A 13460-nucleotide genomic window follows, 5' to 3' on the forward strand; every position below is an offset into this window, starting at 1 on the left:
CCTGCGCGCTCGCTGGAGGAGCGGATCGGCGCCCGCTGGTCGGTGATCGTCGGCGGCCTCGCGCTGGCGCTCGGCGGCGTGTTCCTCGTGCGCTACTCGATCGAACAGGGCCTGATCGGACCGGCGGCCCGGGTGACCCTCGGGGCGGTGTTTTCGCTGTCGCTGCTTACGGTCGGCGAACGGCTCCGCCGAGGCGAGGCCGCGAGGGGCCGGCCGCGCCGACCGATCGACATTCCGGCCATCGTCACATCCGCCGGCGCGACCGGCGCCTTCGCGACGATCTACGCGGCCTATGCGCTTTACGGCTTCTTAGCCCCGGCGGCCGCCATCATCGGACTTGGCGTCGTCGCGGTTGCGACACTGCTGGCCGCGGCGCTGCACGGTCCCGTCCTCGGCGCGCTCGGCCTGATCGGCGCCTACGCCGCCCCTGCCCTCGTCTCGGGCGACGAACCGGACGCGTGGGCGCTGTTCCTCTATTTGCTCGGCCCGACCGCCGCTTCCTTCGCGGTCGCGCGGCTCAGGAACTGGCCGGCGCTGGCGCTCGCGGCCGGGGCGGCCGCGTTCTTCTGGGGCGCGCTGGCGGCGCTCGGCGGACTCGGCGACGACGCCGCCGCGCTTCTGGTCTATGCGACGGCGCTGATCGCGCTCGCCGCCCTGATGCATTCCGGAGCACGGCTCCAGGCGCCGCCGGCGGCGGCGCAGCCCGACTGGATCGCCGCGCCGCTGATCACGCTCTTCGCCCTCCTCGCGGCCGCCGCGCCGGCGATCGACGGCTACGGAACCGCGGCGCTCCTCGCGACCGGGGCGATTCTCGCCGCGACGCTCGGGCTCGGCGCCTGGGCGCCGGGCCTCGCGCCCGTCGCGGTCGCCGGCGGACTTCTGGCCGGCCTCGTCGCGCTGTCCTTCGACGACGCCGCGCTCGCCGCGGTCGCCGAGGCGACCAGCCTGCCCGGACCCGGCGAGACGCCACGCCCCGCGGGCCTCGGGGACTTCCTCGCCTTCTCGTCCATGCTGGGCGCGATCTTCCTCGTCGCAGGCGCAGCCGCGGCGCGGCTGAGGCCGCCTCGACCCGCCTGGCACACCGGCCTGCTCGCAGCCGCAGCGGCCGCGACGCCGCTCGTCCTGCTGGCGCTCGCCTATTGGCGGGTCGCTGAGCTTGCGCCGGACCTGCGCTTTGCGGGCCTCGCCGTCCTGCTCGCCGCAGCCTTCGCAGGCCTCGCCGAAGACGCCGCGCGGCGCGAGGCCAACGACGCAGCGAGCCCGATGGCGACCGCGGCCTTCGCGACCGGCGCCGCGACCGCCCTCGGCCTCGGTCTGGCGATGGCGATGCGCGAGGGCGCGCTCACCGTCGCGCTGTCCTTCCTCGCGATGGCGCTCGGGCTCGTCGCCGTCAGACGATCGATCCGCGCGCTCGGTTGGGTCGCGATGGCGGCCGCCGCGCTGGTGCTGGCCCGCATCGCGCTCGACCCGCGGATCGTCGGCGACGACCTCGGCGCGACGCCGGTCTTCAACGCGCTGCTCTGGGGCTATGGCGCGCCGGCGCTCGCCTTCTGGATCGGCGCGCGCGCCTTCGACCGCGCCGGACAGGCCTGGCCCGCGCAGGCGCTGGAGGGGCTGGCGCTGCTGTTCGCTCTGCTGCTCGGCTTCATGCAGGCGCGCCACTTCGCCCATGACGGCGACCTCGCCGGCGAGGGCGTCAGGCTGCTGGAGGCCGGCCTCGACGCGACCGTCGCCTTCGCGCTCGCGGCGTTGGCCGGCCGGCTCGGCGTGCTGCGTTCGAGCCCTGTCCTGAAATGGGGGTCGCTGGCCGCTGGCGCGCTCGGTCTCGTCCTCGCGCTCGCAGGCCTTCTCGCCGGCGCGAACCCCTATGTGACCGGCGAGCCGGTCGGCGGGGGCGCTCTGCTCAACACGCTGCTGCCCGGCTATCTCCTCCCCGCCGTCGCGGCGCTCGCGGCGGCGCGGTTCTCAGGCGAAGGCCGGCTGGCCTGGGTCGCCCAGGCGCTCGGCGCCGCAGCGCTCGCGCTCGGCTTCCTCTACGTCACTCTGATGACGCGGCGCGCCTTCGCCGGGCCGATTCTCGACGGCCCGGACGCGAGTGAGGCCGAATGGTACGCCTATTCCGTGGTTTGGCTCGTCTTCGGCCTCGCGCTGCTCACGCTCGGAGTCCTTCGCCGATCCCTGATGCTGCGCTCGGCGTCCGCGGCGGTCATCGTCCTGGTGGCGCTGAAGGTCTTCCTGTTCGACCTCGCAGGCCTCGGCGGCGTCTGGCGGGCGCTCTCCTTCATCGGCCTCGGAGGCGTGCTGGTGGGCGTGGGACTGGTCTATCAGCGCCTGTTGACCCCACGCGACGCCGCCGCATGACACCGCTGGCGAAATCGGCTAAACGGCTTGCATTGACGCAATGACGTTTTTCCTCACTCGGCAGACTTCCATGCTCGCTTGGGACGACTTCCGCCTCGTGAAGGCCATTGCGGAGCGGCGCTCGCTGGCCGGCGCCGCGGACATTCTGGGCGTCAACGCCTCGACGGTCTTCCGCCGCCTCGGAGCGCTGGAGGACAGGCTCGGCGCGCGGCTGTTCGAGCGCGGGCGCGCCGGCTACGGGCTCACCACCGCGGGCGACGAGATGGCGGCGATCGCCGATCGGATGTCCGACGACATCGTATCGTTCGAGCGGCGCGTCCTGGGACAGGACCTCGCGCCCACCGGCGAGCTCCGGGTCACCACGAACGACAGCCTACTGATACACGCTCTGACCGACGTGTTCGCCGGCTTCCGCCGCGCCTATCCGGACATCACCCTCGACGTCGTGGTCGGCAACGCGGTGCTGAACCTGTCGAAGCGCGACGCCGACATCGCGCTCCGCGTCACCTCCGCGCCGCCCGAGACGCTGGTCGGCCGCCGCCTCGCCTCGATCTATTGGGCGGTCTACGGCCTCGCGCCCTTGCGCGCCGTCGACAGCGTCGAGGCGCTCGACCACCTGCCCTGGATCGGACCGGGCGACATGCTCGGCCATCTGCAGCGCTGGCTGCGCGACCAGGTCGGCGAACACAAGATGGTTTACCGGCTGAACACCGTGCTCGGCATGGCCGAGGCGATCGCGGCCGGCATCGGGGTCGGGCCGCTGCCCTGCTACATCGCGAGCCGCTTCCCGGGGCTCGTGAGGCTCTACGATCCCCCCGGCCAGCAGCCGCCGGGACTGTGGATCCTGACCCACCCCGACCTGCGCTCCTCGGCCCGCATACGCGCCTTCATGGACCATGTCGGCCAGGAGCTGGCGAGAAGGCGCCCGTGCTTCGAGGGCGTCAGGGAGCGGGAGCCGGCGTGAAGGAGGCGTCGACGTCGCCGATCCCCTCTCCCGCTTGCGGGAGAGGGTAAGGGTGAGGGGCTGTCCGCCCCGCTACGCGCCGTCGCCCAATCTGATCCCAGCCGCGCCGGCCACCGCCATCAGGACGCCTTCCCGGTTCGAGAACAGTTCGGCGTTCCAAACCCGCAGCACATTCCAGCCCAAGTCGTGGAGGTGGGAGTCGCGGATCCGGTCGCCCTCTGACCCCGCGTGCTGGCCGCCATCGAGCTCGACAATGAGACGAGCGGAAACGCAGGCGAATCAACGATATAAGGACCAACCGGCGTTTGCCGTCGAAACTTCAGGCGCAACAGGCTTCGGTCTCTGAGCAGACGCCACATCGCGCGCTCGGCTTCGGTCGACTTTCGCCGCAGCTACCGCGCGAAATCCCTCTTCTGGCCGTCCCGCATCGCCCGGACGCACCCTCATCCGACCTCGGCTTCGCCTCGGCCACCTTCTCCCGCTCTGCGGGAGAAGGGCAGAATTCTCACGCCGCCTTCCGGACGTCCTTCACATCCGTGAACTCGATCTTCTCCCATCGGTCCTTGGCGCGGCTCATCTGGAAGGCCGAGCCCGCGAGCAGCACGGGGTCGCCGTCGAGGTCCTCGGCGAGGCCGGAGCGGTTGGCGGCCACGAACTCGTCGAGCGCCTGTTTGGTCGGCGCGGTGACCCAGCGGGCGATCGAATACTGGCTCTGCTCGAAGCCGACCTCGAGCCCGTATTCCGCCAGGAGACGCCCCGTCAGCACGTCGAGCTGCAGCGCGCCCACGACGCCGACCAGCGCCGGGGAGCCGTCGAGCGGCCGGAACACCTGGACGACGCCCTCCTCGGCCAGCTCCTGGAGCGCGGATTTCAGCTTCTTGGCCTTCATCGCGTCTTCGAGGCGCACGCGGCGCAGGATCTCGGGCGCGAAGCTCGGCACGCCGAGGAACGAGATGTCCTCGCCCTCGGTCAGCGTGTCGCCGATGCGGAGCGCGCCATGGTTCGGGATGCCCACCACGTCGCCCGCATAGGCCTCCTCGGCCAGGGCCCTGTCCTGCGCGAAGAAGAACTGTGGCGCATGAACACCGATCATCTTCTGGGTGCGGGTCTGCTTGACCTTCATGCCGCGCGTGAGCTTGCCGGAGCAGATCCTCACGAAGGCGATGCGGTCGCGGTGGTTCGGGTCCATGTTGGCTTGGACCTTGAACACGAAGGCGGTCATGCGCGGCTCGTCGGGCTCCACGGGACGCTTGTCCGAGTCGAGGCCCTGCGGCGCGGGCGCGAGGTCGGCGAGCGCGTCGAGCAGGTCGCGGACGCCGAAGTTCCGGAGCGCCGAGCCGAACAGCACCGGCGTCAGATGGCCCTCGCGGAACGACGTCAGGTCGAAGGCCTTCAGTGCGCCCTGGGCGAGTTCCAGCTCCTCCGTCACCGTGGCGAGCCGGTGCTCCGAGACCAGCCCCTTCAGCGCGCCCAGTCCCTCGCCCGCGAAATCGTCGCCGCCGTCGACCAGGCGGATGCGGCCGGACTTCAGCTCGAAGGTGCCGGCGAAGTCGCGGCCGCCGCCGATCGGCCAGGTCAGCGGCGCGACGTCGAGCGCGAGCGTCTGCTCGATCTCGTCCAGGATCTCGAACGGGTCGCGGCTCTCGCGGTCCATCTTGTTGACGAAGGTCACGATCGGGATGTCGCGCAGGCGGCAAACCTCGAACAGCTTCTTGGTGCGCTCCTCGATGCCCTTGGCGGCGTCGATCACCATCACGGCCGAGTCGACCGCGGTCAGCGTCCGATAGGTGTCCTCGGAGAAGTCCTCGTGGCCCGGCGTGTCGAGCAGGTTGAAGACGCAGTTGCGGTATTCGAAGGTCATGACCGAGGTCACGACCGAGATGCCGCGCTCGCGCTCGATCGCCATCCAGTCCGAGCGGGTGCGGCGGCGCTCGCCCTTGGCCTTGACCTGCCCGGCGAGCTGGATCGCGCCGCCGAACATCAAGAGCTTCTCGGTCAGCGTGGTCTTGCCCGCGTCGGGATGCGAGATGATCGCGAAGGTGCGGCGTCGCTCCACCTCATGGGCGTAGGGCGATGCGGGGCGGAGGCTGAGGGCGGCGTCGGTCATCGGTTTGAAATGGGCGCGAGGGGACGGCCCTTCGACCCGTCGGATGGAGATCGACCGGCGGGGCCGCGGCTGGCTTACACGCGCCGCGCCCCGCCGTCACCCCGGCGTCACAGCGTCGACGGCGTCCAGATCGCGACGTCGGCGGCGTCGACCTTCTTGAGGAACAACCCCTCGGCGAAGAAGGCGTCGGCGATCTTCTGCTGCTCGGACAGGCCCCCGCGGGTCGCGACTCCGACCTTGTAGGGTTTATCAAGTAAATCGCGCCTGTTCGATATTAGCCATCCGGCGTTACGGGTCTTATCCGACCGCGCTAGCTGGACTTGATACTCACCGGCCTGCCTGTTCGTCCGTCAGTTCAATGAAGCTGCCGTCTTCGTCCACAATCCGGAAAGTGGCCGTTCCGGGCTCTGCGTTGATCGCACGCAGGTGCTGGGTTGCGCCGACCACTGCAGCGTCGATCGTCGGGTACGGGTGATCAAGGCGCTCGATCGGGAACCCGTCCGGCGTCTGCGAATGGAAATGGATGATCTCGGCAAAATACGGCATGACCCCAGTATGGCATGCCGCCCGCCCGGCTTCCACGCCGTCAATCGGACACGATGTCAAACTGACCCATTACCGGCGGCGCATTCTCTTCGCCGGCCGCGCCCAATGGGTCCGGGCTCAAGGCCGGGACATGACCGGCGGCGCACGCCAAAAAACGTTGCGCTGTATCAGGGAACCTTTTCCGCATCGCACAATGGCCCCGAAATGTCCTTCCGAGGCGCACATTCGGCCCCTAGGGGAGCACCCGAAACGAACCTGTTCGGGGATCATCTGATGACAATAGCCGCCAGGCCGGCGCTCGCCGGCGCGCTCGCGTTCGGCCTTCTTGCGACTTTCGGGGTCGAGGCCGCCTCCGCCCAGTGCGGCAAGGCCTCATGGTACGCGCTTCGTTCCAAGACCGCGAGCGGCGAGCGGATGCAACCCTATGCGCTCACCGCGGCGCACCGCTCGCTGCCGTTCGGCACCATGCTCAAAGTCTCGAACAAGCGGACCGGCAAGAGCGTGGTGGTGCGCGTCAACGATCGCGGCCCCTTCATCAAGGGGCGCTTCCTCGATTTGTCGAAGGGCGCGGCGCGGCGCATCGGCATGGGCGGCGTCGGCAGCGTCTGCGTCGCCAAGAGCTGAGCCGCGGGCTGGCGGAACTCCCCAGCCGTCATGCCCGGGCTTGACCCGGGCATCCATCCTCCTGGCCAAGGAGATGGATCGCCGGGTCGAGCCCGGCGATGACGATTTATTCTGCCAGGTCCGAGCCGTCACCCCAGCCCCGCGGGCGCGTGGTCGCGGCCGGCCATCTCGGTCACCTGCGGCTGGACGAACGGCGCGCGGTCGTCTCCGTTGGGCGGCGGGAGCCGCGCTCGGGTCACGCCCTGCTCGCGCGCCGGAATGTCGGTCCATCGGTGGCCGTCCCAGGCGCAGACCTCGATCGTCACGCTTCCGTCCTTGCCGACCTCGATGCGGTGGAAGGCGTTGGGCTCGCCCCGGAGCCGCGTCGAGGTCGCGGTCGAGACCTGAGCGACGATCAGCCCCGGCCCCTCCTCGGCGGGCTCGTGGGCGTGCAGATAGCCGCGGTGGTGATGGCCGGCAAGCACCAGGCCGACCTTCAGGCTCTTGAAGGTCTCGAGCGCGGCGGAGGCGCGCCCGACCACGTCGAGCTCCGGCTCGCGCTCCGGCGGATGCAGCGCGTGATGCGCCACCACGACGCGGAACAGGTGACTCGGCAGCGCTTCTGCGCGGCGACGGAAGCGCAGCAGTTGGCCGAGCCCGAAGCGGCCGTTCGACCAGTCGAGCGACAGCGCCCAGCGCCTCGCGGTGTTGAGGCCGAGCACCGCGATCGTGTCGTCGTGCCAGGTCGGCTCGAGCTCGCGGCTGACATAGCGCCGCCAGCGCCGGAACGGGTCGACGAAGCGCTGGATTAGATGGATGTAGGAGATGTCGTGATTGCCGGGCACCGCGAGCACCGGCGCGTTCAGGCTGCGCAGGAACTCGCTGGCCCGGTGATATTCGTGCCGGTGGGCGCGCTGCGTGAGGTCGCCCGAGACCGCCACCAGGTCCGGCGGGTCACCGTTGATCTCGTCGCGCAGCGCCGCGACGATGACCGGGTCGACGCGGTCGAAATGCAGGTCGGACAGGTGGACGAGGCGGGTCACGCCGCGTCCTCCAGCTCGGGCTCGGGCGCGGGCGCCGCGATGCGGGGCCGCAGGACTTTCAGCGCCTTGGGCAGGACGGAGAAGGTCAGCGGCGGCCGGATCAGCCGCGTCTCGCCGTCGAGCATCACCCGTATCAGCCGGCGGCGGCTCGTCACCGCGAGCTCGCGGACGTGATGGGTCTCGAGGTCGACGTCATCGGTCCAGTGTCCGAGCGCCATGCGGGTCGAGAGCCTCACGAGCGGCCAGACGCTCAGCCGCCGCGTGGCGTAGACGGTGAGCTCGCCGCGGTCGAGGCGGGAGCGGGAGAGCACCTGGCCGAAACCTTCGTCATAGGCGTTGTTGGCCACCACCACGGCCTTCGACCGGAGCGTGACTGGCCCGTCCCCGAGGTCGAGACCGATCCGCATCGGGGGATAACGATACATGGCTTTTAGGGTGGCGAGCGAGTGCTTCCACCAGCCGATGACTCCCATGTTCAACCGGTTGCGCTCGCGGCGCTCGGCGAGCCGCGCCGGCACGCCGAGCATCGCGTTGCACAGGAACTTGTGGCCGTTGACGTCGCCGACGTCGATGTCGATCGCCTCCGAACCCGCCAGCGCCGCGATCGCCGCGTCGAGATCGACCGGGATGCCGAGGTCCTTGGCGAGCAGGTTCATGGTGCCGAGCGGCAGCGGCGCGAGCGCCTTGCCGGACCCGAGCAGCGCCGCCGCCGCCGCCGAGATCGTGCCGTCGCCGCCGGCGGTCACCACGGCGTCGACCGGCAGGTCGCGCGCGTGCGCCATGCGCTCGGCGAGGTCCGTCGAGTCGCCGTCGAGGACCGCGCCGATCTCGAGACCTGCGGCCGCGAGCTTCGCCTCGAGCTCGCCCGCCGGGTCGGGCCAACCCAGCAGCGAGCCCGAGGACTTGTTGACGACCAGCGCGACTTTCACTCAGCAGGAACTCCGCCTCACGCCTCCGCGGCGGCGTCCTCCTGCTCGATGAAGCGGCGGAGGCGCTGCTGATCGCGGCCGGCTCCCGTCACGAAATAGAGCGCCGTGATGAGCAGGATAAGGCCGATCGCGATCGCCGGGGCCGTGAAGTCGCCGCCGTGGAACAGCCGCACCACGATCAGCGCCGAGCACACCACCGCGCCGAGGATCGGGATGATGGTGGGCACCTCGAACGTGCCCTCGGGGGCAGGCTCGCGGTTCTTCAGCACGACGAGCGCGAGGTTGACGATCGTGAACACGGTGAGGAGCAGCAGCACGGTCGACTGCGCCAGCGCCTTGATGTCGCCGATGAGCGACAGAGCCACGACGATGCAGAAGATCGCGAGGATCGCGACATGAGGCGTGCGCCGCGACGCGTTCACCTTGCCGAGCGCCTCCGGCATCAGCCCCTGCTTCGACATGCCGTAGAGCAGCCGGGAGCCCATCACCCAGTTGACGAGCGCCGTGTTCGACACTGCGAAGATGGTGATGACGGACAGGATGATCGGCGGGAACCAGGGCCACGCCTTCTCGACCACGGCGACCAGCGCGAGCGCCTTGGGCAGCTCGTTCCACGGGATGACCGAGACCGCCGTGACCGCGACCGCCATGTAGATCACGGTGGCGGCGAGCATCGCCAGGATGATCGCGAGCGGCATGTTGCGCTTGGGGTCCTTCACCTCCTCGGCGACGTTCAGCATGTCCTCGAAGCCGATGAAGGAGAAGAAGGTCAGCACCGCGCCCTGCATGACCAGAATCGCGATCGCGCCGAGCTCGCCATTGTGGCTCGCCTCCGGCGGGAAGGTCATGAGGTTCTGCGAGCCCCAGTAACTCACGCCCGAGGCGATCACGATCAGCAGGCCTGACGCCTCGATGATCGTGCAGAGCGCGTTGAACCACATGCATTCCTTGATGCCGCGCAGCAGGATGCCGCCGATGAACATCAGGAAGCCGATGGCCAGGATCCAGATCGGTATGGTGAGGCCGGTGAGCTTGGCGATGCTTTCCGCCACCACGTTCGACTGGGTCGCGATCGAGGTGAGGCCCGAGCACACCACCGTGAGTCCGACCACGTAGGACAGCAGCGGGATCATGTAGGCGCGCTGCGTGACATAGGCCGCGCCGCCGGCCTTCGGGTAGCGCGAGACGATGTTGGCGTAGGAGAGCCCTGTCAGCATCGCGGCGATCATGGAGACGATGAACGCCATCCACACCGCGGAGCCGAGCTGGCCGGCCGCCTGGCCGATCAGTCCGTAGATGCCGGCGCCGAGCATCGAGCCCAGACCGTAGAGCGTGATCTGCCAGAGTGTGACCGAACGGTCGAGTTTCGGTTCGCCCGTCGCGTCGCTGTCTGCCGCCGCCATCCCGCATCTCCCGCCCATGGCCGCGACGACGCTCGAGGCGGCCTACCGAGATAAGGTTAGGGCGAAATTTAGGCGCGCCAACAGTCCTTAACTTTCGGCAGAAGGCGCACAAGGAAAAGGCGCGCGAGAAGAGTCTCGCGCGCCTTCATTTTTCAGGGGGCCCGAGTAGGGCGCTCCCTCGCGATCAGTTGCTGCTCGACAGCAGCGGCGTGATGTTGCGCACCGTCACGCGGCGGTTGCGCTCCTCGGCGCCGTCGGTCTGGACCTTGAGATACTGCTCGCCATAGCCCTGCGTCGTCAGGTTCTCGGCCGGGATGTCGAAATACTTGGTCAACACCTCGGCGACCGACTCCGCGCGACGGTCCGAGAGCGACAGGTTGTCGTCGTCAGACCCCACCGCGTCGGTGTGGCCCTCGATCATGAAGACCGTCTTCGGGTCCTTCTTGACCGCGTCCTCCATCGCGATGCCGACATTCTCGAGCTTCTTGATCTGGTCGTCGCGGACCTCCCAAGAGCCCGTGTCGAACACGATCGAGTCGAGGTCGACGCTGCGGACATGCTGGCGCAGCGGCTCGCTCTGGCGAATCTCGTCGAGCGAATAGCTGCGCTCGAGCCGCGCGACCGGCGGCGCGGTGAAGGCCTCCTCGATGTCGTCGGCCGAGGCGGAGTCGGCGTCGACGATGTAGCGCTCGCGCGGGATCGAGATCCGCGGCGGCGCGATGTCGAGAGTGACGAACACGCCGCCGCGGCCGCCGCGCGGCCGGTTGTCGATCAGCACGTATTCCTGGCCGCGATATTCGCGGACCCGGCGGATCAGCCTTCCGTCCTCATCCGTGACGGTGACCACGCGGGAACCGTCCGGCCGCGTCACGACAGTGCGGATCTCGCCGTTGCGGCGCTCCTCGCGGATGTTCCGCGAGTCGATCCCGATCCGGAACCGGGCGGTCTCGTCGCGCCGGATGATGGTCCGGTTGCCGTCGCGGATGATCGTGCGGCCGCCGGGCTCGGTGATGATGATCCGGTCGCCGTCGCGGCGCTCCTTCCGCTGGTCCTTCAGCCTGTCGATCTTGTCGTTCAGGCGGTCGCGGTCGTCGCGGGCGTCCTTGCGCTCGTCGCGGATGCGGTCCTCGAGGCTCTGGTTGCGATCCTTGAGGCGGTCGACGCGGTCCTGCTGACGATCGTCCTGCCGCTGATCGCGCGCATCCTCGCGCTTCTCCTGGCGATCCTCACGCTTCTCCTGGGCGTCCTCCCGCTTCTCCTTGCGGTCGTCGCGCATGTCCTGCAGGCGGTCGCGCCGGTCCTGCTGGGCGTCCGGGCGCTCCTGCTTGCGGTCCTCGCGCATCTGATCGCGGCGGTCCGGCTGGGCGTCCGTGGGCTGATCCTGCGTCTGGCCCTGGCGGTCCTTCTGACGCTGCTCGCGCATCTCGCGGAGCCGGTCCTGGCGATCGTCCTGCTGCCCGGCGCCGCCAGCGTCCTGCCGGCGCTCCTGGCGCTGCTCCTGACGCTCCTGCTGGCGCTGCTCGCGCATGCGCTGCTGGCGGTCGCCCTGCCCGTCGTCGCGCGGCTGGGCGCGGTCGGACGGCGTAGCGCGCTCGGCGGGGGCGGCGCGTTCCGAGGGGGTCGCGCGCTCGGCGGGCGTCGCCCGCTCCGAGGGGGTCGCGCGCTCGGCGGGGGCGGCGCGCTCCGAGGGGGTCGGGCGTTCGGCGGGCGTCGCCCGCTGCGAGGGGGTCGCGCGTTCGGCCGGGGCGGCGCGCTCTGAGGACGCCGGACGCTCCGCAGGCGCGGCGCGCTCCTGGCGCTGCTCCTGGCGCTCCTGTCGGCGCTCCTGGCGCTGCTCCTGACGTTCCTGACGTTCCTGACGACGCTCGCCTCCGCCCCCGCGCTCCTCACGGTCGGCGCCCTGAGCGAGCACGATCGGCGCGTCGCTCCGCGCGCCTTGGGCCATCGCCGGCGCCATGATCGCGAAAGCCGGCAGAACCGTGCCCGCGAGCAGCAGAATTTTTGTCTTTCTCATGATCAACCTTGTCGCGTTTCAGGCTTTTCGATGGTCACGCGCCACGAGCGCCCTGTCACCCTGCGGGCTACCTATCCGCCGGGCGCGATTCGTCAATGACGCGCCACTTAGCCTTCAGCAATAAACCGGCGTCCGTGCATCTTACATGTATCGGCTGTTCATATGACGTTCATGCTGCGCCGCGACACGGTAGCAAGACATCTTAAGATCGTCAGAATACCTCTTTCGCGCCGGTTGGCGCAGGCTGCGGTCGACTGGGCGGGCGTTCGGGTCTATGGGGAACCCGAGATGGTCGTGGGGTCCGTCTGCCGCCTTCGGGGAGCGTGCGCGTGGTGGGGGCTGATCGTTCACGGGCTCTCGCGTTCGGATGCCGCGTCTTGGGGGCGACGCTCGCCTTGCTCACGCTCGCGGGCTGCGGCGGCCGGCCCGAAGGCGTGCTGACGCCCACCCCGACGGCCGCGCCCGGCGCGGCGACCGTCGACCTGCTGGCGATCACGACCCGCAAGGCCACGACCGAGCCCGGCAAGCTGTTCTCGGGCGAACGGGCGGCGAAGATTTCGCTCACGGACTTCCGCATCTCGATCCCGCCGGACTCCGTCCGCAAGCCCGGCGACGTGCAGTGGCCGAAGCGGCTGCCGCCGGATCCTTCGAAAGAGTTCGCGACGCTGAGCGCGCAGGACCTGACGCGCGACGAGGCGCGCGCGTGGTTCCGTCGCGAGGCCGGCGGCCGGCGCCACGTGCTGCTGTTCGTGCACGGCTTCAACAACACCTATGAGGACGCGGTCTATCGCTTCGCGCAGATCGCGCATGACAGCGGGACCGACGCGGTGCCGATCCTGTTCACCTGGCCGTCGCGCGGCTCGGTGTTCGCCTACGCCTACGACCGGGAGAGCACGAACTACTCCCGCGACGCCCTCGAGGAGGCGCTGCAGGCGCTGGCCAAGGAGAAGTCGGTCGAGGACGTCTCGGTGCTCGCCCATTCGATGGGCAGCTTTCTGGTGCTCGAATCGCTGCGCCAGATGGCGATCCGCGACGGCCGCATCGCGCCGAAGATCCGCAACGTCATCCTCGCGGCGCCCGACGTCGACGTCGACGTGTTCAAGCAGCAGCTCGGCGAGATGGGCGACCCCGCGGCCCGCCCGCGCTTCACGGTCTTCACGTCGACCGACGACCGCGCCCTGCTGGTCTCGAGCCGCATCGCCGGGCAGGTGCCGCGGCTCGGCGCGATCGACCCGAAAGCCGAGCCCTACGCTTCCGAGTTCGGGACCCAGAAGATCGACGCCTTCGACCTGACCGACCTCGAATCCGCCGACCAGCTGCGCCACGGCAGGTTCACGAGCAGCGCGGTGGTGAAGGCGATCGGCGGGCGGCTGGTCGAGGGCCAGCAGATCGCCGACAGCGACCTGTCGCTCGGCGAGCGCGTCGGCCAGCTCGCCACGGGGGTGGCGACCGGCGCCGGCGCGGCCGCCGGCGCCATCGTCTCGGCCCCG

Annotated in this window: 10 protein-coding genes and 1 pseudogene; 4 read left to right on the forward strand and 7 right to left on the reverse strand. The window is 69.9% G+C overall.

Annotated elements, in window-relative coordinates:
- Positions 1-24 precede the first annotated feature (24 nt).
- Both EK403_RS06375 and EK403_RS06380 read left to right on the forward strand, forming a co-directional pair.
- A complete protein-coding gene (locus EK403_RS06375; protein WP_280986463.1) occupies positions 25-2361 on the forward strand; it encodes a DUF2339 domain-containing protein in 2337 nt (778 codons plus the stop codon).
- 70 nt (positions 2362-2431) lie between these two features.
- Positions 2432-3325: a LysR family transcriptional regulator gene (locus tag EK403_RS06380; protein ID WP_128776661.1), complete on the forward strand. Its 894-nt coding sequence runs from the start codon at positions 2432-2434 to the stop codon at positions 3323-3325.
- A gap of 72 nt (positions 3326-3397) precedes the next feature.
- Here the strand turns inward: EK403_RS06380 and EK403_RS23720 are convergent.
- The 3 genes and pseudogenes from EK403_RS23720 to EK403_RS06400 form a co-directional block, all read right to left on the reverse strand.
- Positions 3398-3684: pseudogene (locus tag EK403_RS23720) on the reverse strand (endonuclease domain-containing protein).
- A 146-nt stretch (positions 3685-3830) separates the two neighbouring features.
- A complete protein-coding gene (locus EK403_RS06390; RefSeq protein ID WP_128776662.1) occupies positions 3831-5432 on the reverse strand; it encodes a peptide chain release factor 3 in 1602 nt (533 codons plus the stop codon).
- A gap of 327 nt (positions 5433-5759) precedes the next feature.
- Entirely contained in the window at positions 5760-5978 is a 219-nt protein-coding gene (locus EK403_RS06400; protein WP_164919512.1) for a hypothetical protein, read from the reverse strand.
- Between the two features lie 273 nt (positions 5979-6251).
- Between EK403_RS06400 and EK403_RS06405 the strand changes: the two genes are divergently transcribed.
- On the forward strand, positions 6252-6602 hold the full coding sequence (locus tag EK403_RS06405) for a septal ring lytic transglycosylase RlpA family protein (RefSeq protein ID WP_128776664.1): 351 nt from the start codon (positions 6252-6254) through the stop codon (positions 6600-6602).
- A 128-nt stretch (positions 6603-6730) separates the two neighbouring features.
- On the opposite strand, the gene EK403_RS06410 is transcribed toward EK403_RS06405, so the two are convergent.
- The 4 genes from EK403_RS06410 to EK403_RS22990 form a co-directional block, all read right to left on the reverse strand.
- Positions 6731-7624 carry a metallophosphoesterase family protein gene (locus EK403_RS06410; RefSeq protein WP_128776665.1) on the reverse strand — a complete coding sequence of 298 codons (894 nt, stop codon included), beginning with the start codon at positions 7622-7624 and terminating at the stop codon, positions 6731-6733.
- Entirely contained in the window at positions 7621-8553 is a 933-nt protein-coding gene (locus tag EK403_RS06415; RefSeq protein WP_128776666.1) for a diacylglycerol/lipid kinase family protein, read from the reverse strand. The genes EK403_RS06410 and EK403_RS06415 overlap by 4 nt, the downstream gene beginning before the upstream one ends.
- Before the next feature lie 17 nt (positions 8554-8570).
- Positions 8571-9956, reverse strand: a complete 1386-nt coding sequence (locus tag EK403_RS06420; protein WP_128776667.1) for an APC family permease — start codon at positions 9954-9956, stop codon at positions 8571-8573.
- Between the two features lie 184 nt (positions 9957-10140).
- A complete protein-coding gene (locus EK403_RS22990) occupies positions 10141-11970 on the reverse strand; it encodes an OmpA family protein (RefSeq protein ID WP_245479544.1) in 1830 nt (609 codons plus the stop codon).
- Positions 11971-12347: 377 nt separating this feature from the next.
- Here EK403_RS22990 and EK403_RS06430 point away from each other — a divergent pair.
- Positions 12348-13460, forward strand: a 1113-nt coding sequence (locus EK403_RS06430; RefSeq protein ID WP_245479545.1) for an alpha/beta hydrolase, incomplete at its 3' end; no start/stop codon positions are given.

The sequence above is a fragment of the Hansschlegelia zhihuaiae genome (assembly GCF_004103825.1).
Classification (GTDB): domain Bacteria; phylum Pseudomonadota; class Alphaproteobacteria; order Rhizobiales; family Methylopilaceae; genus Methylopila; species Methylopila zhihuaiae.